Annotated in this window: 17 protein-coding genes; 12 read left to right on the forward strand and 5 right to left on the reverse strand. The window is 71.6% G+C overall.

Annotated elements, in window-relative coordinates; translation table 11 throughout:
* The first annotated feature begins 2 nt into the window (after positions 1–2).
* Positions 3–863 (forward strand): mechanosensitive ion channel family protein, encoded by an 861-nt coding sequence (locus DQ238_RS01840; protein WP_113779569.1) that lies wholly within the window; start codon positions 3–5, stop codon positions 861–863.
* Here DQ238_RS01840 and DQ238_RS01845 read toward each other — a convergent pair.
* From DQ238_RS01845 to DQ238_RS01855, 3 genes are all read right to left on the reverse strand, one after another.
* Entirely contained in the window at positions 848–1,681 is an 834-nt protein-coding gene (locus DQ238_RS01845) for a GAF and ANTAR domain-containing protein (protein WP_113779570.1), read from the reverse strand. The genes DQ238_RS01840 and DQ238_RS01845 overlap by 16 nt on opposite strands.
* Positions 1,674–2,747, reverse strand: a complete 1,074-nt coding sequence (locus DQ238_RS01850; protein ID WP_370447494.1) for a protein kinase — start codon at positions 2,745–2,747, stop codon at positions 1,674–1,676. The genes DQ238_RS01845 and DQ238_RS01850 overlap by 8 nt, the downstream gene beginning before the upstream one ends.
* A 149-nt stretch (positions 2,748–2,896) precedes the next feature.
* The gene (locus tag DQ238_RS01855) at positions 2,897–3,520 is read right to left on the reverse strand and encodes a LuxR C-terminal-related transcriptional regulator (RefSeq protein WP_158550689.1); all 624 of its coding nucleotides are present in this window, start codon (positions 3,518–3,520) and stop codon (positions 2,897–2,899) included.
* Positions 3,521–3,800: 280 nt separating this feature from the next.
* Here DQ238_RS01855 and DQ238_RS01860 point away from each other — a divergent pair, with 280 nt between their 5' ends.
* Positions 3,801–5,204 (forward strand): NAD(P)/FAD-dependent oxidoreductase, encoded by a 1,404-nt coding sequence (locus DQ238_RS01860; RefSeq protein WP_113779573.1) that lies wholly within the window; start codon positions 3,801–3,803, stop codon positions 5,202–5,204.
* A 63-nt stretch (positions 5,205–5,267) separates the two neighbouring features.
* On the opposite strand, the gene DQ238_RS01865 is transcribed toward DQ238_RS01860, so the two are convergent.
* Positions 5,268–5,855, reverse strand: coding sequence for a DUF421 domain-containing protein (locus DQ238_RS01865; protein ID WP_233495624.1), 588 nt, complete (start codon positions 5,853–5,855; stop codon positions 5,268–5,270).
* Between the two features lie 217 nt (positions 5,856–6,072).
* Between DQ238_RS01865 and DQ238_RS01870 the strand changes: the two genes are divergently transcribed.
* The 4 genes from DQ238_RS01870 (at position 6,073) to DQ238_RS01885 (ending at position 11,847) form a co-directional block, all read left to right on the forward strand.
* On the forward strand, positions 6,073–7,590 hold the full coding sequence (locus tag DQ238_RS01870; RefSeq protein ID WP_233495625.1) for a phospholipase D family protein: 1,518 nt from the start codon (positions 6,073–6,075) through the stop codon (positions 7,588–7,590).
* Between the two features lie 149 nt (positions 7,591–7,739).
* Positions 7,740–8,309 (forward strand): HdeD family acid-resistance protein, encoded by a 570-nt coding sequence (locus tag DQ238_RS01875; RefSeq protein ID WP_113779576.1) that lies wholly within the window; start codon positions 7,740–7,742, stop codon positions 8,307–8,309.
* Positions 8,310–8,445: 136 nt separating this feature from the next.
* On the forward strand, positions 8,446–9,912 hold the full coding sequence (locus DQ238_RS01880; protein ID WP_113779577.1) for a glucose-6-phosphate dehydrogenase: 1,467 nt from the start codon (positions 8,446–8,448) through the stop codon (positions 9,910–9,912).
* A gap of 672 nt (positions 9,913–10,584) precedes the next feature.
* Positions 10,585–11,847 (forward strand): amidohydrolase, encoded by a 1,263-nt coding sequence (locus DQ238_RS01885; RefSeq protein WP_113779578.1) that lies wholly within the window; start codon positions 10,585–10,587, stop codon positions 11,845–11,847.
* Between the two features lie 18 nt (positions 11,848–11,865).
* On the opposite strand, the gene DQ238_RS01890 is transcribed toward DQ238_RS01885, so the two are convergent.
* Entirely contained in the window at positions 11,866–12,510 is a 645-nt protein-coding gene (locus DQ238_RS01890) for a trimeric intracellular cation channel family protein (RefSeq protein WP_113779579.1), read from the reverse strand.
* A 556-nt stretch (positions 12,511–13,066) separates the two neighbouring features.
* Here DQ238_RS01890 and DQ238_RS01895 point away from each other — a divergent pair.
* From DQ238_RS01895 to DQ238_RS01920, 6 genes are all read left to right on the forward strand, one after another.
* Positions 13,067–13,528 carry an STAS domain-containing protein gene (locus tag DQ238_RS01895; RefSeq protein WP_113779580.1) on the forward strand — a complete coding sequence of 154 codons (462 nt, stop codon included), beginning with the start codon at positions 13,067–13,069 and terminating at the stop codon, positions 13,526–13,528.
* A gap of 259 nt (positions 13,529–13,787) precedes the next feature.
* A complete protein-coding gene (locus tag DQ238_RS01900) occupies positions 13,788–14,405 on the forward strand; it encodes a hypothetical protein (protein WP_147262997.1) in 618 nt (205 codons plus the stop codon).
* Positions 14,406–14,465: 60 nt separating this feature from the next.
* On the forward strand, positions 14,466–16,355 hold the full coding sequence (gene uidA / locus DQ238_RS01905) for a beta-glucuronidase (protein ID WP_113779582.1): 1,890 nt from the start codon (positions 14,466–14,468) through the stop codon (positions 16,353–16,355).
* Positions 16,355–17,197: an SMP-30/gluconolactonase/LRE family protein gene (locus DQ238_RS01910; RefSeq protein ID WP_113779659.1), complete on the forward strand. Its 843-nt coding sequence runs from the start codon at positions 16,355–16,357 to the stop codon at positions 17,195–17,197. Before uidA ends, DQ238_RS01910 begins: the two co-directional genes overlap by 1 nt.
* Positions 17,198–17,294: 97 nt before the next feature.
* The gene (locus DQ238_RS01915; RefSeq protein WP_233495626.1) at positions 17,295–18,374 is read left to right on the forward strand and encodes an AI-2E family transporter; all 1,080 of its coding nucleotides are present in this window, start codon (positions 17,295–17,297) and stop codon (positions 18,372–18,374) included.
* Positions 18,375–18,524: 150 nt separating this feature from the next.
* Entirely contained in the window at positions 18,525–19,889 is a 1,365-nt protein-coding gene (locus DQ238_RS01920) for a PTS transporter subunit EIIC (protein WP_158550690.1), read from the forward strand.
* The last annotated feature ends 21 nt before the right edge of the window (positions 19,890–19,910 follow it).

Here is a 19,910-nt window from a genome sequence, read left to right on the forward strand (position 1 = left end):
TGATGGCTCCTGCTCTGCTCCCCCAGTGGCTGTCCGCGGCGGAGATCCCGGAGATACCGACGCCCCAGCTGGACGGCACGGACCTGCTCATCGGGCTCGGGGTCGCCGTTGCGGCGTACCTGCTCGGCAGGCTGGTCGGCTACCTCTCGGAGAAGATCATGCGGGCGCGGGGCCGGGGCCGCAGCTTCGCCACGATCTTCTCGACGATCTTCCGATGGGCGGCCACGGCACTGGGGTGGTCGATCGCGCTCGTGGTCGCCTTTCCCAGCGTCAACTTCGCCGGCGTCCTCTCGGGGCTCGGCCTGACCTCGCTCATCATCGGCATCGCTGCCCAGAGCATCCTCGGCGACATCTTCAGCGGGATCATGATGGTCGTCCGCGAGCCCTTCCGTGAGGGCGACCAGGTCGAGGTCGGTGGCGTCAAGGGCACCATCCGGATCATCAACCTGCGCGAGACGGTCGTTCGCACCTTCACCGGCACCCAGGTCGTGATCCCGAACAGCAAGGTCCACGGGTCGGTGGTGCGCGTGCAGACCGGCTACGAGAAGCGCATGCTCCAGGTCGAGGTCGGGGTCGCCTACGAGACCGACTTCGACCTCGCCCGCCGGGTTCTCCTGGACGCGGTCCGGGAACTCCCCCAGGCGCTCGACGACCCGCCACCGTCGGTCCGCGTCAGCGCCATCAACCCCAACAGCATCGGTCTCACCGTGAGCGTCTGGGTCGGCTCCACCGCCCTGGACGAGGTGGACGCCCTCGATGCGCTCATCCCGGCCGTCGTCGGCACGCTGCTGCGACACGACATCGAGATGCCGACCGACTACGGGCCGATCACGTTGGTCGAGGCTGCTCAGACGGACGGCTGACCCGTCCGCCGTCCGGGGTCCACGTGCTGATGGGCCGGTGAGATCGTCGGCCGTCCGGCCCGTCGAGCCCGGGCGGCGCGTTCTGCCTCGTGCACCACCTGCGATGCGACGGCGCTCACCCTCCGGTGCGTCCGGTGGCTGACCAGGAGCAGCCGCTCGAAGGCCTCGACGGGGCTGTCGCCCGTGCGGCTGATGATGACGCCCAACGCCCGCTCGACGACGGGTCCGTCCGTCTCCGGCGTCCGCGGCGGCACCCCCAGGCGCTGCGCCGCAGCCAGCACCTGGGCGTTGTGCACCGTGACCGCGGCCGACGTCGTGAACAGCTCTCCCACGCGTGCGGCGTGCTCGTCGAAGGCATCTCGTCGGCCGGCGTACACGCCGATCGAGCCGAGGACCCGGTTCGAGAGCCGGAGCGGCAGCGACATCACGCTCTCGATGCCCAGGTGACGGACCCGCCGCCGGAACGGGAGCCAGCTGCGCTCCGAGCTCAGCGCGTTGCACCGGATCGTCCGTGCCTCGACGAGGGCGGTCGTGCACGGGCCCTCACCGAGCCGGCTCTCGATCGCATTGACCTTGCAGGCCACCGCGGTGGTCCCCACCACGCTCGAGGGCCGGCTGAGGTCGAGCAGGCGGAGACCGGCGCCGTCCGCACCGGGCACAGCCCGACCTGCCAGCTGCGCCAGGTGGAGCAGGACGTCCTCGAACTCCAGGCTGTCGATCTCCAACCGTGACAGCGCCAGCAGAGCTGCGCCCAGGGGATCCCCCTCTACGGCGATGTCCCAGGTCGCACCCGCTGGTGCAGGGCGGACGTCAGCCATCTCTCGGCTCGACCTTCCTGCGGTCGTGGCGTGGACCGACCGCCAGCAGGTCGTGCCGGAACTGCTCAGCGGTCTGATGACGCGCCTCCGGCTCCTTGGCCAGTGCACGGAGGACCAGGGCGTCCATCTCCCGTGCGACACCAGAGCAGAAGAGCGACGGCGGATGAGGCGTGGCGTGTACGTGCTGACGGGCCAGGGCCGCGGCAGACTCACCGCTGAAGGGGGGTGACCCGGTGAGCAGCTCGTAGAGCAGGCAGCCGGTGGAGTACACATCGGTGCGGGCGTCGACGGCCATCCCCTGGACCTGCTCGGGAGCCGAGTACGCGGGTGTGCCCCTGGTCGACAGCGTGTGGGTCACATCTGCGTCGGTGAGCACGTGACTGTTGTCGAAGTCCAGCACCTTGACCACGCCTCCGGCGCTCACCATGACATTGGCCGCGGTGACATCACCGTGGACGACGCCGCGTTCGTGGCTGTGCTGCAACGCGGCCAGCACCTCGGCGGTGGTGCGCATCGCCTCGTCCGGTCGCAGGACCTGCCGATCAGCGAGCACCTCCCGCAGCGTGGATCCGCTGACCCACTCCAGGACGATGTAGGGCCGGTGGACCACGTTCCCGCGGGAGTCGCTGACCTCGTCCTGCCCCGTGCCCAGCACGGGAACGATGTTGGGGTGGTCGAGCCGGGCGGCGGACTGCGCCTCCCGTCGACAGCGTCCGACGAGGCCGGGGTTGCTGGTCCGGTCGGGACGCGGCAGTTTGACGGCAACCGTCCGCGCCGAGAGCGCGTCGCGGGCGAGGTAGACCTCGGCTGTCCCGCCGCGCCCTATCAGCTCGTCGAGCTGATAGCGGCCACCGACCAGTCGCGACCGGACGTCCCGGTCGGGAACAGCACGTGCCCCGCCCACCGCGCGCAGGCACGTCCCGAGGTGGGTGTCCGTGCTCGGGTCGGGAACGTGCTGGCGCGGGGCTCCCGGAGGGCAGGGGACCGCCACTATGCCCACCCGGTGCTCGACGGCCGGGGCGACCGGCGTCGTCGCGGTGCTGGACCGGTCCCGCTCCTGCCACACGCAGGGGCAGGTGCGGATGGGCTCGTCCCGACCACCGTCGAGACACTGGCGGCATCATTCGGCCATCGGTCGTCCGACATGGGCGAAATTACCTTCCAGTCCCGCTCCGACAAGCCATGACCTGGACTCGTAATGAGCGGTTCCGTTATTCAGCGTGACGATTCACTGACGGACTCGTCATCATCAAAGTTGATGATCCTGCGCATGCGGTCGACGACCACGGCCTCGCGGCAGGAGCGGTGAGCCATGGTGACGGCAGCCAGTTGTGAGGAAACCCCGAGCTTGGTGAGAATGGCGCGGATGTGGCTGCGGACGGTCGCCATCGTCACGTGCTCGGCGGTTGCGATCTGGGCGGCGCTGCGTCCTTCCACGAGCGCAGCGAGGACCTCGAGCTCGCGGGCGCTCAGCAAGCCGAAGCGGAGCGCCTCGGACTCACGCCGCCGCAGTCGCGCCACCGCAATCGCGGCCGGGTGATCCGCGGACGGGTGGGCGAGTTCCTGCGCCAACTTGCGGATCAGCGTCTCGAAGGGCTGGTCAGCGTCGAGCGCGGCATGAGCGCCGCGCTCCATCGCGGTCGCGAGCGCGCCAAAGGATCGGCGGCCGCCGAGGACCAGGACGTGGCGGCGGGCGGACCGGACGAAGTCTCGGGGGGGTTTGGGCAGCCTTCCGCTCTCGTCCGCCACGAGCACCAGCCACAGCAATCGACCCTGGCGGACCAACGTCTGTGCAGCGCCGCTCAGATCGGCGCTCGACGACTGCTGCTCGCGCAGCACCCGGACATCCTCCCACCCCAGAGCGCTCAACGCCCCGGCTACGGCGTGCGGGAGCAGGAAGTCGTCCGAGATCAGCCAGACGTGCGCAGGTGCTGTCCTATGCGTTTCCCCCAGTTGTGTCATGAAACCCTGCATCGCGGGTATCACACCGACACGCCAACTGATCTTGCAGGGTTGTTCACCCGTCCGACGCTTCCGCCTTCCCACCGAGTACAACGGCGTGACCAGCCATTTCCATCTCTCTCGGTGGGGATGACCTCAGTCACTGGAGATGACAGCGATGACGCAGTCGCGCCCTAGAGTGCTGGTGATCGGGGCCGGGTTCGCCGGCTTCCACGCCCTACGCCGCCTGGAGCGGCGGCTGCCGGCCGAGGCGGCGGAGCTGGTTCTGGTCAACCCGACGGACTACCTGCTCTACACCCCGTTGGTCCCCGAGGTCGCCACCGGTGCGCTGCAGCCTCGCGACGCCGCCGTCCCGTTGCGTCAGGCCCTGCCGCGCACCCGGCGGGTGCTCGGCCAGGTGACCGCCGTGGACCTCTCCGAGCGGACGGTGACGGTGGAACTCCTCGATACCGGCGGGCAGGTGAGTGGTACCCGGACGGAGAGCTGGGACCGCCTCGTCCTGACCCCGGGCTCGGTCACCCGCCAGTTCGACATCCCGGGTCTCGCCGAGCACGCCCTCGGCGTGAAGACCCTGACCGAGGCGCTGTACCTGCGCGACCACCTCCTGACCCAGCTCGACCGTGCCGACACCACACCGGCCACCGAGGACGGCGAGCGGGAGCGGCGCGAGCGGCTGACCGTGGTGGCCGTCGGCGCCGGCTACACCGGGGTCGAGGTCGTCGCCCAACTGCGACGGTGGACCCACACGGTCGCGGACCGGTGGAGCCGGATCAAGCCGACCGACGTGCGCTGGCTGCTCATCGACATCGCGGACACCGTGCTCCCCGAGCTCGGCGCGGAACTCGGGGACGTGGCGAGGGACGTACTGCGGGACCGAGGGATCGAGATCCGGCTCGGTGTCAGCCTCGAGTCGGCCGGCGAGCGCTCCGTCACGCTGACCGACGGCACCGTCGTCCCCACCCGCACCGTCATCTGGGGCGCCGGAGTGTCGGCCAACCCCCTCGTGGCCGGCCTCGGCCGGCCCCTGGAGAAGGGACGACTGGTCGTCGACGCGCAGCTGCGCGTCCCGGGCGTCGAGCACGTGTGGGCGGCGGGGGACGCCGCCGCCGTTCCGGACCTGACGAAACAGCCGACCTCCACCGACACCGGCGGGGATGACGGCGACGGTGGCGTCGCGTACAGGTGGCCACCGACTCCCACGACCGCGCAGCACGCCCAGCGACAGGGGGTGGCGCTGGCCCGTAACGTGGCCGCCAGCCTGGGTGTGGGCCGTGCTCGCCCGTATCGGCACCACAACCTCGGGCTGGTGGCCGATCTCGGAGGGTGGGACGCGGTGGCCCAGGTGCTGGGTGTCTCGCTGGCCGGGCCGGCGGCCAAGACCGTCACCCGCGCCTATCACCTCCTCGCACTGCCGATGACCCCCAACCGGGTCCGGGTGGCCGCCGACTGGCTCCTCGCGGCCGCGCTGCCGAGCCAGGTCGTCCAGCTCTCGGAGGTCCAGCCCGGCGAGGCGGTCATGGCGCGCGCCCAGCGCACCGACATCTATCCCCGCGACCGGTGAACAGCGCATCACCGGCCGCGGGTGCCGACACCAGGGCGCCGGGTTCGGGCCTGCCGGTGGACGTCAGCGCCGCGTGGCCAGGAGCGTCTCGAGGTGCCGGAGCTGCTCGGCCAGAGCGGCCACGTCGGCCTTCGTCGCCGACTGCTCGCTGTCCTTGAGGGTCAGGACGAACTGGCCGCTGGGGGTCAGCTCACCGTGCCGGACCTCGCTGATGTCGTCACCGTTCTGGCTGCGGACCGCGTGCTCCAGCTCGCGGGACCGTATCCCGAGTCTCTTCAAGTTGTGCTCGTCGAGGCGACCGTCCTCGATCACGGTCGTCGGCCTGCCCTGGATGATCCGCGCGGCCGTCGGGCTGGTGTTCGACAGGTGCAGCAGCCCGGTGTTGAGGGCGATGAGGGTGACCGCGCTGACCACGGCTCCGGTCACGCTGTCGTCGTCAGTTTGGATCGCGCTCTCCACGGCGCTCGCCAGCAGGAACGCCACGATGAGGTCCAGGGTGTTGGTCGAGGCCAGCCCTCGCTTGCCGGACACCCGCAGGAGCGCCCAGATCACCACGTAGACCAGTGCTGTTCTGAGCACCTTCTCCAGCAACGGGACCTGCGGGGCGAGCACGTCGTGCCACATGCCGATCTCCTCCCTCCAAGGGTCCACCGCATACACGTCCTCGAAGCGAACGTCGATCCCTCGGACAGCACGTGGTGGTTAGCCGCCGGATGACCGGGGCGGCGGGTCCGGATGGCAGAAGAGGTGGACACGGGTCGTGCCCAGATCTCCAGTACACCGCCGGGAGCCACGCTGGGCGCGGCAACTGCGCGGCGGACATCCGTGGCTGCTCTCCACCGCACAGCGGGGGAACGACAGTTCGGACTTGCCGGCGTGGAGCGAGGGCAACGGCGTGCAGGCGTTGATCGACGGGCGAAGCTACCTGGCCGAGCTGGGCAGGGTGCTGGAGAGCGCCGGAGCGGGGGACGTCGTCCTGTTCGCCTGTTGGCGGGCCGAGCCGGACGAGTTGCTCGACGACGACGGGCCGCCGGTGGCCGCCGCGCTGGTCGGCGCCGCGTGCCGCGGAGCGACGGTGCGCCTGCTGCTGTGGCGCTCGCACCCTGAGGTCCTCGGGCACAGCCTCGGCGCCCACCGCGACCTGGCCCGGGCGGTGAACGCCGCGGGCGGCCAGACGGTGCTGGACCAGCGGGTGCGGCCGCTGGGCTGCCACCACCAGAAGTTCACCGTGGTCGCCGGCGCAACCGGCCAGGTGGCGTTCGTCGGCGGCCTCGACACTGCCCGCACCCGGCGCGACGGCCCCGCGCACACCGGAGACCAGCAGGTCCAGCCGACGTTCAACGACGTGTACGGCCCGACGCCGGCCTGGCATGACGTCCAGCTGCGGCTGACCGGCCCGGCGGTGCACGACGTGGCGATGGTGTTTCGGCGGCGGTGGGCGGACCCCGCCGCGCCGACCCACTGGCCGTGGCAGACGATCCCGGATCGGCTGCGCGGGGCCGCGCGCGCAGTACAGCCACTCCCGCCGCCGGCGCCCCGGCCCGAGCCGGCGGGCAGCTGTGCGGTGCAGCTGCTGCAGACCTACCCCCGGCGGCGGCCCCGGTACCCGTTCGCGCCGGACGGCGAGCGCAGCGTGGCCCGGGGCTACGCCAAGGCGCTGGCCCGGGCCCGCCGGCTGGTCTACGTCGAGGACCAGTACCTGTGGTCCTCGGACGTCGCCCGGATCTTCGCCGCCGCGCTGCGCCGCTCACCGGCGCTGCGGTTGATCGTCGTGGTCCCCCGGTACATCGACGGTGAAGGGCGCCTCGACCGCCCCGCGACGATGCTGGGGCAGAACACGGCCTGGCGGACGGTGCTGGCCGCCGGTGGGGAGCGCGTGCAGCTGTTCGACCTGGAGAACGAGGCCGGTCACCCGGTCTACGTGCATTCCAAGGTCTGCGTCGTCGACGACGTGTGGGCCGCGGTGGGCAGCGCCAACCTGTGCCGTCGGGCCTGGACGCACGACTCGGAGTTGACCGCCGCCGTCCTCGACGAGCAGCGCGACGGCCGCGATCCGCTCGACCCCGGCGGCCTTGGGGACGGCGCACGGGTCTTCGCCCGGGGGCTGCGGCTGGCCCTGATGCGCGAGCACCTGGGCCGGGCCGACGGCGACGACGCCGACCTGCTGTCCCCAGACTGCGCCGCCGAGGCGCTGTGCCGGGCCGCCGCGGAGCTGGACGCCTGGCACGCCAACGGCCGCGAGGGGCCGCGCCCGCCAGGTCGGCTGCGCCGCCATCCCCGGCGGCACGGCCCGAGGTGGGCGCGGCGGCTGATCACCCCGGTGTACGACCTGGCCTACGACCCCGACGGCCGCCCGTGGCCGATGCGGCTGAAGGGCGGGTTCTGAGTACCGGCGACGTGGCCGACTCCGCCTACCGGAGCCCGAATCGACGGCTTCGGACGGTGATGGCGGGGACCCTCGGGGTATCAGCCCTGGGGTCGGTGTCCCTGTATCGACCCTGGGGTCGGTGTCCCTGTATCGAGAGGTGAACGGACATGACCGGAGTCGTGGTGGAACGTCGGCGCAGCGGGTGGGATGTCGTGCTGGGCATCCTGCTGGTCATCGTCGGCGTGGTCATCCTGGCGCACGTCGTGCTGGCGACCGTCGTCTCGGTGCTCTTCCTGGGCTGGCTGGGGGTGGTCGGCGGGGTGATCGCCCTCATCGCGGCGGTGTTCCAGATCGGCCGGGGTGGGTTCTGGGCCACCGCGCTCAGCGGCGGCGTGCTGCTGGTGCTGGGCCTGATGCTGCTCCGCTACCCCGGTACGGCCGCCCTGACGCTGACCCTGATCGCCGGGTCGCTGTTCCTGGTCGGCGGGATCGTCCGGCTGGTCATGGCCTTCGACCGGGGTGCGCCCCGGGCGGCGCTGATCCTCAGCGGCGTGGTGGGCATCGTGCTGGGCCTGATCGTGCTGTTCAACCTGTGGGCGGCCACGCTCACCCTGCTCGGGGTGCTGCTCGGCGTGCAGGCGCTGGCCGACGGGACCATGCTGCTGCTCTTCGGTCGGCTCCGGGTGCGCCGCGTGGATGGCCTGGACCGGGCCGGTTCCACCGCCAGGCTGCGGTGACGCCGGAGGTGGCCTCACCTCCGGCGGTTGATGTTCGCCGTGGCCGCCGTCCTGCCGTTCTTCCTCGTGGTGACGGTGCTACCCGAGACCCGCGGTCCCACCTCGTCCTGACCTGCCCGATGCAGAGAGGTACCCGATGATCGACAAGCTCGTGCTCTTCGGTGCCACCGGCGACCTGGCCGGCCGATTGCTGCTGCCGGCCGTGGCCGCGCTGCACGCCGCCGACCGGCTGCCCGACGGCTTCTGCCTCGTCGGCACCGCCGTCGAGGACTGGGACGAGGACCGCTTCCGGCGCCACGTCGCGGAGCGCCTGGAGAAGCACGCCGCAGTCGTGCCGAGTGCCGCCCGCGAGGAGCTGGTCCGCGCTCTGCGGTACGAGCCGGTCGACGTCACCGACCCGGACAGCGTCGCCCGGGTCCTGTCCGTCGGCGCCACCGGCTCGGGTTCGGACGACGACGGCACCGACGACCGCCCGCTGGTGGCCTACCTGGCGCTGCCCCCGACCCTCTTCCCCGCCACGGTCGAGACGCTGGGCAAGGTCGGGCTGCCCTCCGGTAGCCGAGTGGCCCTGGAGAAGCCCTTCGGCCACGACGTCGAGAGTGCTCAGGCCCTCAACCGGCTGCTCGAGCAGGTGGCCGGCGACGCCGCCGAGCAGGCGGTGTTCCGGGTCGACCACACCCTCGGCATGCCCACGATGATGAACCTCATCGGGCTCCGGATGGCCAACCCGTTCCTGGAAGCGGTGTGGAACAGCACCTACGTCCAGGAGGTCGACGTCTTCTGGGAGGAGACCCTCGGGCTGGAGGGCCGGGCCGGCTACTACGACCAGAACGGTGCGCTGGAGGACGTGCTGCAGAACCACATGCTGCAGGTCCTGGCCCTGGTGGCGATGGAGCCCCCGCGCCGCCTGCGCGAGCACGAGCTGCGCGACGCGAAGGTCGCCGCCCTGCGCTCGGTACGCCAGCTGACCGAGGACGAGGTCGTCACGCGCACCCGGCGAGCCCGTTACACCGCCGGCCGCCTCGCCGATACCGGCGGCGCGGACGGGGAGGAGGTGCCCGACTACGTGCACGAGGACGGCGTGGACCCCAGCCGCGACACGGAGACCTGTGCCGAGGTGTTGCTGGAGCTGGACAGCCCACGGTGGTCGGGCACCCGTTTCCGGCTGCGCACCGGCAAGGCGTTGAGCGCCCGCCGCAAGGGAGTCCTGCTCACCTTCCGAGCGCCCGGGACATCCGACCACCCCCGTGCCGACGACGACGCCGAGCGCTCGGCCGGCTCCCTGTGGATCGGCGTGGACGAACCCAACGACCTCACCCTGCACATGACCGGCTGTTGGATGGAGGGTTCCGGGTTGGGCCTGGTGTCGCTCGAGTTGAGCGGTCAACCACCCGCTGCCGAGTTCCCGCCCTACGGTCACGTGCTCCTCAACGTCCTGAGCGGGGACAGCGCGCTGTCGGTCCGCGGGGACGAGGCGGTAGAGCAGTGGCGGGTGGTCACCCCCATCCCGGAGGTCTGGGCCTCCGGGCGCCCCCCGATGCTCGACTACCCGGCCGGCTCCTCCGGCCCCCCGTTGCTGGAGCGAGGTCGGGCGGCCGGTTGAACGCGCTGGTCTGCCGCCCGCTGGGAGTCGAGCGCAGATGGTGCACTGCACAGCCACGCCCGCACCACCATGGGTCGGCCCGTCCGGACCGTGCTCGACGAGACGGGATCTCACCGCCGTGCCCGACATCCCCGAGCCCGCCGACCTGCACCCTGTGTGGGCGGACCACTTCAACGCCGCCGACGTCGACGGCATGCTCGCCCTGGCCGAGCCCGGCTCGGCCTCCGTCCCCCAGCCCGGCGTCGCGGTCACCGGCGAGGACTACCGCAGCGCGCTCGGACGGTTCGTCAGCCTGGGATCGCCCATCAGCCTCCCCCCGCGACACCAGTGCAGCGCCACGATCAGCCGCTCTCCGACCCGCAGCGTCACCCGGCCGCCGATCGATCCGTCGCGGGCCGGCGGCAGCCCGTGGGAGCACCACAGCAGCGGGTCAACGGGCGGGTGGACACGGCGGCACGCTCCTGCGGTCATGGGACATCCGTCGCTGGCTGCCCGTCCCGGGCCGGTTCGAACCGGAGCTGCATGCACCCGACGTCGACGCGGCCGGCCGCGGTAGCCACGCTGCCCGGGGCCGGGGCAGCGCGCCCGAGCGACGGTGCGCGGACCAGCGACCTGTGTGCACACTGACGTGGGGAGCCGCCCGACCGTTCGTCCTGGAGATTGGAGCGGGCCATGACCGCTGACTCGGCTGTCTCAGCCGTCCTCACCGGCCTGGAGGACTCCAGGCCGTGGCAGGAAGACCTGTACCGGGACGTCCACCAGCACCCAGAGCTGTCGCACCAGGAGACGCGGACCGCGGGCCTGGCCGCCGACCGGCTCCGCAGCGCCGGGTTCGAGGTGCACGAGCGGGTCGGCGGCACCGGGGTGGTCGGCGTGCTGCGCAACGGGGACGGCGCGACGGTGCTGCTGCGGGCGGACATGGATGCGCTGCCCGTGCGCGAGCAGACCGGGCTGCCCTACGCCAGCGAGGTCACCGCCACCGACGCCGACGGCAACGAGGTGCCGGTGATGCACGCCTGCGGCCACGACATGCACGTGGCCTGCCTGGCCGGGGCCGCACAGTTGCTCGCCGACGGCAAGGAGCATTGGAAGGGAACCCTCATCGCGGTCTTCCAGCCGGCGGAGGAGACCGCCGACGGTGCGCGCGGGATGGTCGACGGCGGGCTCGGCGACCTCGTCCCGACACCACAGGCGGCGCTGGGCCAGCACGTGATGCCACTGCCCGCGGGTCAGGTCTGCACCCGCTCCGGCCCGGCGCTCTCGGCGGCGGACAGCATGCGGATCACCCTGCACGGACGCGGGGCGCACGGCTCGATGCCGCAGGCCGCCGTCGATCCGGTGGTCCTGGCCGCGATGATCGTGGTGCGGCTGCAGACCATCATCTCGCGAGAGGTCGTGCCCGGAGAGACTGCGGTGCTCACGGTGGGCAGCATCCAGGCCGGGACGAAGAGCAACGTGATCCCCGACCAGGCGGTGCTGCAGCTCAACGTCCGCACCTTCACCGACACGACCCGCAGCACGATCCTCGACGGCATCAAGCGGATCGTGCGGGCGGAGTGCCAGGCCTCTAGCTGCCCCAAGGAGCCGGAGTTCGAGCTGTTCGACCAGTTCCCGCTCACCGACAACGACGGCGCCACGACCGATCAGGCTGCCTCGGCGTTCACCGACTTCTTCGGGGACCGGGCCGGGCCGGTCGGGCAGCAGTCGGCCAGCGAGGACTTCAGCGACATCCCCGACGCGCTGCACGCGCCTTACAGCTTCTGGTTCATCGGCGGCATCGACAAGGACCAGTACGACGCGGCCGAGAAGGCCGGCCGGGTCGCCCAGGACATCCCGGTGAACCATTCCGCCACCTTCGCCCCGGTCATCCAGCCGACCCTGGACACCGGCACCCAGGCGCTGGTCGTCGGCGCGCTGGCCTGGCTGGCCGCGTAGCGACCTCCGCAGCAGCTGTCAGCCGTCGTCCGGTCCCATCTCCGGGGCTGCGGGGGACGTCGGCGCGTTGAGGCTGTAGCGAAGACCGATCATCCGGATGCCGAAGCACAGCGCGGCGGCGCCGACCGCTGCCACCGGAGTGTAGCCGGCCAGCAGGGTGGGCACGGCGACCGTGGTTGCGCCGATGAGGGCCGGGATGGCGTAGAGGCCGGTGCGCAGCACGGTGGGGATCTGCCCGACCAGGACGTCGCGCATGGTGCCGCCGCCCACGGCGGTGATCGTGCCGAGGATGACCGCCTGCGCCGGCCCCAGACCGAACCCGATCGCCTTGGTGGCCCCGGTGACGGCGAACAGGCTCAGGCCCACGGCGTCCAGGACGTTGATGGGCGTGTTCAGCCGCGCGAGGTAGCGGCCGAAGATGAAGGCGATCAGGCCGCCGCTGGCCGCGACGGTCAGGTAGCGCCAGTCGCTGAACGTGGCCGGCGGCAGGCTGTCGAGCATGATGTCGCGGATGATCCCGCCGCCGATCGCGGTGATCATGCCCAGGGTGACCACGCCGACGATGTCCAGCCGGGCCACGCGCAACGCGGTCAGCGCCCCGTTGAGGGCGAAGGCGAACGTGCCCAGGAGGTCTAGGGCGAGCAGCACCGGCGCCTCAGTCACCCGTCGGTTCTACAGGGTCGGTGACAGGCAACCCTCGTCGGATCATGGGGCGCTCCGGCGTCGACATCGACGCAGCCCTTCGTCCGCTCGGTCAGGCGTGTCCTGGAAGGCGACAGCCTACAGCCGGCTGGAATCGTGCGGAGAAGATCGTCAGTCTGCCGACGGCAGGGGCTCACCACCGAGAAGCGGCCAGCGGACGGCGGTCCTCGGCCGGCGTGGTCAGCAGCGCCAGCCCGGCGTCGAAGCAGCGACACAGCACCAGCGTGTCGGGGGCGAGAGCCGACACCAGGGCGGCCGGTCCGGCCAGCGGTGGGTTCCGCTGCTCTCAGTCCCGCTTCCTCGGGCGTGTCGCTCGATCCTTTGTTAACGTCCTGACCGGTCAATGCACTGGCCTTGAGGCACTTCATGGGGCTCTCAGCCGGACTCGGGTTCGCCCGCCAGCTCTGGCGCCCCGTAAGGGGAAGCCGTGCATCCGTATCCCCTCTGGGCACCGTCGGCTGCAGAACCCGCGGGATCACTGCTGCTCTCGCCGGACCTGTCCGACGGTCGGATCACGATGGTCGGGGAGTTGGACCGGGCCCGTGCCCACTTCCTGGACGACGCGGGGGTCGTACTGGCCGTCACCGACCGGCCGAACTGGACCATCGAGGCCGCGGGCACCCCCTCCTGCGACGCCGAAGGGCTGCGGGCCCTCGCCCTCGCCACCGGCTCGGGACGAACGCTGCACGTTGTGGGCGCCCCCTCGTGGCTCACCCGCCTGCTGCGCCTGGTCGGCATGCAGGCGCTGCTCGCTCCGTCACCCCAGGCCGTGGGCAGCGCGTCGATGCCCACAGCAGCAGGTGTGGATCCGTCGTCCGACCGGCTGGACGCCCTGAGGCGCGTACAGCGCCGTCCGCGGACCGCACCGTTCGTGACGTCGATGCCGGCCCTGGTATCGACCGAGCCCACGGATCAGGCAGGGTTCCTCATCCCCGACCCCGTTCCCTCGCTCACTGACGACCCCAGGAGGACACCGTGATCGATGCCGGTGCTCGAGCGGTCGAGGCGATGGAGAGGTCGCCGCGATGAGGGTCCCTCGGATCGCGTGGTTCGTCCTGGTGGGAGTGACGGCATGCCTGGGCGCCGCCGGTGCGTTGCTCGTTCGTCCTCTCGGCCTGCTCGTCGGGCTCTCCCTGGGAGCTTTCCTCGGGGGCTTGCTCCACCCACCGGGTGCGGAGGAGCGAAGGGTCCAGGCTGACACTCGGGAGCGTCGTCCGGGCCGGGCAGTGTGGCCGCCGGTGGCGAGCGTGTTCGTCGGGGCGGCCGGTGGACTCGTGCTGGTGGGCCTGTTCACCTTGCTGGGCCTGGCGGCTCTCGCCTTCCTGGCTGCTGTCGCCGCCGGGGGCCTCCTCCTCTCGGGCGACGCTCGCACCCGTCCGGTCCCGGATGCGCCGCCGGGGCTCGGTCCGGTGACCGTTGGCCGGAACGAACGCACCGGCGACGCTGCACACGGTGAACCGAGACCGTCGGCTGTCTGGGTGCCCCCCGAGCAGATGCCGTCCCCGTCGGCGACCGCTGAGTGGTCCACCGAACGGGTCTGCCGAGCCTGGCGGGTCAGCTACCTGTGGCTCGAGCGGGCACGCGAGGCAAGGGAGGTAGCACTGGTGGCACGACTGGCGGGTGTGCGCCAGGCCTATCTCGACGAGCTCGAGCGCCGCGCGCCGTCAGGTTTCGCCGCCTGGCTCACCTGCGGCGCACGTGCCGCGAGCGATCCCGGCCGCTACATGCGGGACGCACGGTGCGAGTCATGCGGGCCGAGCGGAAGCCACCTCCACCTCGACCGACCTGCCACCTCCGGTGCTGTTGGTCCAGTTGATCGCCGGCACAGCCCGCGGCCGGGCGAGGAGAACTCGTGAACATCTCCGCACCATCCGGTCCTGCGTCCACTACGCCCGATGTCAAGCTGAGGAGACGGCATGCTCAGTCCGCGTGAGTCCGCTACCAGGGAGCGCGTGTCGCTCGACGGGCTGTGGCGCTTCGCCCTGGACCCCGAGGGCCGGGGCCGCTCCGAGCGCTGGTGGACCGACGAGCTGCCCGGCGACGTCGAGGTGCCGGTGCCGGCCAGCTTCAACGCGGTGCTGCCCGGGCGCGAGTCGCACGACCACATCGGCGACGTGTGGTACCAGCGCGTGGTCCGGGTGCCCCGCGGGTGGGACGGCGAGCGGATCGTGCTGCGGCTGGACGCGGCCACCCACCGGGCCGTGGTCTGGGTCAGCGACACGCAGGTCGCCGAGCACGAGGGGGGCTACACGCCGTTCGAGGCCGACATCAGCGAGCAGGTGCGCGCCGGTGAGCCGGTGCGGGTGACCGTCGTGGTCAACACCGAGCTGCACTGGGACTCCATCCCCCCCGGTTTCGTCCAGGAGCTCGAGGACGGCCGGCTGCTGCAGCAGTACTTCCAGGACTTCTTCAACTACGCCGGGCTGAACCGCTCGGTCTGGCTGTACGTCACCCCCCGCACGCACGTCGACGACGTCACGGTGGCGACGACCGGGATCGACGGCGACACCGGCACGATCGACTACCGCGTCGCCGTGGCCGGCGACGGCGGGCACCCGGTCCGCGTGGTGGTGCGCGACGCCGGCGGCGCCGAGGTGGCCCGCGCCGACGGCGCCGAGGGCACGGTGCGCATCGAGGGCGTGCAGCCGTGGCGCCCGGGGGCCGGCTACCTGTACACCCTCGAGGTCGCCGTGCTCGGCGCCGACGGTGAGGTCGTCGACGTCTACCCGCAGCCGTTCGGCGTGCGCACGGTCGCCGTCGACGGCACCCGCTTCCTGATCAACGGCGAGCCGTTCTACTTCACCGGCTTCGGCAAGCACGAGGACTTCCCGGTGCACGGGCGTGGCTTCGACCCCGCGGCGATGGTCCACGACTTCCACCTGCTGCGGTGGATCGGCGCCAACTCCTTCCGCACCTCGCACTACCCCTACGACGAGGCGTTCCTCGACTACGCCGACCGGCACGGTGTGGTGGTCATGGACGAGACCGCGGCGGTCGGTCTGAACCTGGACACCGGCGCCGGCGTGCTCAACCAGGCCGGGCCGATGGAGACCTACAGCGACAGCACGATCGACGCACGCACGCAGGAGACCCACCGCCAGGCCATCCGCGAGCTCATCGCCCGCGACAAGAACCACCCGTGCGTGGTGCTGTGGAGCATCGCCAACGAGCCCGACACCGTCTCCCCGGCCGCGCGGCCCTACTTCGAACCGCTGGTCGCCGAGACCAGGCGCCTGGACCCCACCCGGCCGGTCGCCTTCGCCAACTTCCTGAAGGCCACGCCCGACCTCGACGTCATCTCCGACCTGTTCGACGTGCTCCTGCTCAACCGCTACTACGGCTGGTACGTGCAGACCGGCGACCTGGTGGCCGCCGAGCGGCTGCTGGAGGGCGAGCTGCGCGAGTGGGCCGAGCGCGGCAAGCCGATCGTGATGACCGAGTACGGCGCCGACACCCAGCCCGGGCTGCACAGCATGCTCCGGGAGCCGTGGAGCGAGGAGTTCCAGATCGACCTGCTGGCGATGTACCACCGCGTCTTCGACCGGATCGACGCGGTCGTCGGCGAGCACATCTGGAACTTCGCCGACTTCGCCACCCGGGCGGGCATCTCCCGGGTCGACGGCAACAAGAAGGGCATCTTCACCCGGGACCGGCGCCCCAAGTCCAGCGCGCAGGCCCTGCGCCAGCGCTGGCACGGTACGGAGGAGCCGCAGCCGGACACTACACGGAACGTCCAGCAAGACCCTCAGCAAGACCTCCAGGGCGACGTCCCGCAGGGCGTGCAGCAACCGGCTCGGCAGGCATGATGACCCGGGTCGAGCAGGTCACCGACGTGGTGGCCTACCACGGGGAGGGACCGGTCTGGTCGCCGCGCTGGGGCGGCCTGCGCTGGGTCGACATGCTCGCCGGCGACGTGCTGCACCTGCGCGCCGACGGCGCCGTCGAGCGCCGCTCCGTCGGCGAGATCGCCGCGGCGCTGCGGCCGCGCCGCGGGGGCGGTGCGGTGATCGGGATCGAGCGCGGCTTCGCCCTCGAGGAGCCCGACGGCACCGTCCGAGCGCTCGACGAGGTGTGGAGCGACCCGTCCGTGCGGATGAACGAGGGCGGCTGCGATCCCGACGGGCGCTTCTACTGCGGGTCGATGGCCTACGACCAGCGCCCGGGGGCCGCCGCGCTGTACCGCCTGGACCCGGACGGCAGCGTGCACGTCGTCCTCGAGGGGGTGACGGTCTCCAACGGACTGGAGTGGAGCCCGGACGGCGCGCTGGCCTACTACAACGACACGGCCACGCACTCGATCGCCGTCTTCGACTACGACCGCGACGCCGGGCTGATCGGCCGGCGGGTGTTCGCCGAGCTCGAGTACCGCCCCGACGGGCTGACGGTGGACGCCGAGGGGGGCGTCTGGACAGCGCTCGCCGACGGCGGTGCGGTGCGGCGCTACACACCCGACGGGCAGCTGGATGCGGTCGTCGAGGTGCCCGCGCGCAAGGTCACCGCGTGCACGTTCGGCGGCACCGACCTCGACCAGCTGTTCATCACCACCTCGCGGGAGGGGCTCGAGCCCGGTGAGGACCCGCTGGCCGGTGCGTTGTTCCGCGCCGACGTCGGGGTCCGCGGAACCCCCGTCCGTGAGTTCGCCGGCTGAGGTGCCGGCGTCCGCGCCGGGGACCGACGCACCCGCCCCCTCTCCGCAGCGGGGCCCACGGCTGTGGGCTGCTCTCACGGTAGCGGGTCGGCGGTCGGTGCAACTGCTGGCCGTCATCGCTGTCGTGGTCGTCCTCGGCTACCTGCTGAACCGGCTGTGGCCGGTGCTGGTACCGGTGGTCCTGGCCCTGTTGCTGAGCACCGTCCTGTGGCCGGTCACGGGTTTCCTGCGGCGGCACTCCTGGCCACCGGCACTGGCGGCACTGACCGTGGTGGTGCTCTTCCTCGCCGCCCTGGCCGGCGTCGCCCTGCTGGTCGTCCCCCCGCTGGTCCAGCAGTCCGGCGCCGTCGTCGACGGGGTCGTGGGCGGTCTGCAGCAGGTGCAGCAGTGGCTGACCGGCCCGCCGCTGGACCTCGAGGCAGACCAGGTCGGTCAGGCCGTCGACCGGGCGATCACCACCCTGCAGGACCACCTGCAGGACGTCGCCGGAGTCGTGCTCTCCGCACTCACCAGCGTCGGCTCCGGTGTGGTCAACGCCGTCGTCGCCCTGGTGATCACCTTCTTCTTCCTCAAGGACGGCCCGCGGTGGCTGCCCTGGCTCGGCGCCCAGACGACCTGGCGGGCGGCACCGCACGTCGCCGCGGTGTCGCGGAAGAGCTGGCGGACGCTGTCGGACTTCATCCGGTCCCAGGCCCTGATCGGTTTCGTCGACGCCTTCTTCATCGGCATCGGGCTGTTCTTCCTCGACGTGCCCCTCATCCTGCCGCTGACGGTGCTGATCTTCCTCGGCGCGTTCGTGCCCATCGTCGGCGCCTTCGTGGCCGGCGGGGTCGCGGTCCTGATCGCCCTGGTCAGCAACGGCTTCGGCACCGCCGTGGCGGTCCTCGGCGTCATCCTGGTGGTGCAGGCGATCGAGGGCAACGTGCTGCAGCCGTTCATCCAGGGACGCGGGCTGGGCGTGCACCCCGCGGTGATTATCCTCGTGGTGAGCGCCGGAGGGACGTTCGGGGGGATCCTCGGCTCCTTCCTCGCCGTCCCGATCGCCGCCCTCGTCGCCGTCCTGTACCGCTACGCCCGCGACCTGCTCGACGGGCGAGACCCGACGACCGAGGAGGACTCCGACACAGCCGAGGACGGCGGAGCAGCCGGCGAGGGCGAGGACGCCGCGGCACGGTGATGCCTCCGCGCGCCCCCGGACCCGCCGGCGCCGGCCGACCCGATGACACCGGCACCGGCAGCACTTCGACCGTCCACCCGACCGGGACACCGGTTGCGACCGGACGCGCTCGGTCGTTCGAACCGGGCGCCCCTCACCGAGGAGGACAACATGACGTCTGATCCGGGCAGGCACGACACGGCAGCAGACGGCACCGGAGTCGGCGCGACGGAGGCCGACGTGGACCGGCCCTCGTGGTTCAAGCGCTTCGGCTCGGTCATGACGGAGGTCTTCACCCCCATCCTGCCGCCGCTGATCGGTGCCGGCCTCATCCAGGGACTGCTGTCGATCCTGACCGCCTTCTCGCTGATCGACCAGCAGAGCACCGAGTACTACGTGCTCAACACCATCGGCAGTGCGGTGTTCTTCTTCCTACCCTTCCTGCTGGCGGTGTCCTCGGCGCGCGCGTTCGGCACCTCGCCGTACCTGGCCATGGGCCTGGCCGCCCTGCTGCTGCACCCCGACACCACGGCGCTCATGCAGACGCCGGAGCCGGCCGACGTCCTCGGCATCCCGATCTCGCAGACCCAGTACACCTCGAGCGTCCTGCCGATCATCCTCGTCGTCTGGGTGATGAGCTGGGTCGCGAGGCTCCTGCGACGCCTCCTGCCGCAGATGCTGCACACGATCCTCGTCCCGCCCCTGGTGATGCTGGTCGTCGGGCTGCTCAGCCTGTGGGCGCTCGGGCCGCTCGGCAACGTCGTCGCGACGGTGCTCCAATCGGTGGTCAGCTGGCTGTCCGGCATCGGACCCTGGCTGGTGCCCACCCTCATCGGAGCCACGGGGGCCCTGCTGATCTCGGTCGGCGCCTCGTTCACGCTGTTCCCGGTGGCGATCGCGCAGGTCGCCGCCCTGGGCTACAACACCGTCTACGGGCCCGGCATGCTCGCGGTGAACCTCTCGCTGGCCGGCACGAGCCTGGCGGTGATGCAGAAGGCGCAGAACAGGGCCTACAAGTCCTACTCCGCCTCCGCCGCGCTGACCGCCGTGCTGGGCGTGGCCCAGCCGAGCCTCTACGGCGTGGCGATACCGCTGGGGCGCCCCCTGGCGGCCACGTGCCTCGGCGGTCTGGTCGGCGGGCTGATCGCCGGGCTCAGCGGGTTCCGGGTCTACGGCTTCCTGCCCTCCGGGGTGACCGCCGTCCCCGCCTTCGTCGGCCCCGAGGGCATCGGCAACCTGCTGTGGGGGATCGCCGTCATGGCCGCCGCCCTGGTCACCAGCTTCGTCGCGACGAGGCTCCTGGGCTTCCAGGACCCGTCCCCCGAGACCATCGCCGGCATCGTCAACGAGGACGCCGACGAGGTCAGCAGCGGCGACGGCAGCGACGGGGCAGAACAGGCCGGCACCGGCGAGCAGGACGCGCGGACGTCGACGAACGCCACCACGTCAGGTCCAGGAACGACGTCAGATCGAGGGACAGAGGCATCGGGAGGGGCATCGGATCGAGGGGCGCGACGGCCGGGAGCTGATCGGTGAGGCGCGAGCCGAGCGGGCGTC

Source organism: Geodermatophilus sp. TF02-6 (assembly GCF_003319115.1).
Classification (GTDB): Bacteria; Actinomycetota; Actinomycetes; order Mycobacteriales; family Geodermatophilaceae; genus Geodermatophilus.

What these genes read in the sequence shown, in the direction of transcription:
- DQ238_RS01895 (WP_113779580.1), top strand. Translation starts at nt 13,067, where the DNA reads ATGGTCGGGGAGTTGGACCGGGCCCGTGCCCACTTCCTGGACGACGCG.
- DQ238_RS01875 (WP_113779576.1), top strand. Translation starts at nt 7,740, where the DNA reads ATGACCGGAGTCGTGGTGGAACGTCGGCGCAGCGGGTGGGATGTCGTG.
- DQ238_RS01840 (WP_113779569.1), top strand. Translation starts at nt 3, where the DNA reads ATGGCTCCTGCTCTGCTCCCCCAGTGGCTGTCCGCGGCGGAGATCCCG.
- DQ238_RS01910 (WP_113779659.1), top strand. Translation starts at nt 16,355, where the DNA reads ATGACCCGGGTCGAGCAGGTCACCGACGTGGTGGCCTACCACGGGGAG.
- DQ238_RS01845 (WP_113779570.1), bottom strand. Translation starts at nt 1,681, where the DNA reads ATGGCTGACGTCCGCCCTGCACCAGCGGGTGCGACCTGGGACATCGCC.
- uidA (WP_113779582.1), top strand. Translation starts at nt 14,466, where the DNA reads ATGCTCAGTCCGCGTGAGTCCGCTACCAGGGAGCGCGTGTCGCTCGAC.
- DQ238_RS01860 (WP_113779573.1), top strand. Translation starts at nt 3,801, where the DNA reads ATGACGCAGTCGCGCCCTAGAGTGCTGGTGATCGGGGCCGGGTTCGCC.
- DQ238_RS01880 (WP_113779577.1), top strand. Translation starts at nt 8,446, where the DNA reads ATGATCGACAAGCTCGTGCTCTTCGGTGCCACCGGCGACCTGGCCGGC.
- DQ238_RS01920 (WP_158550690.1), top strand. Translation starts at nt 18,525, where the DNA reads ATGACGTCTGATCCGGGCAGGCACGACACGGCAGCAGACGGCACCGGA.
- DQ238_RS01885 (WP_113779578.1), top strand. Translation starts at nt 10,585, where the DNA reads ATGACCGCTGACTCGGCTGTCTCAGCCGTCCTCACCGGCCTGGAGGAC.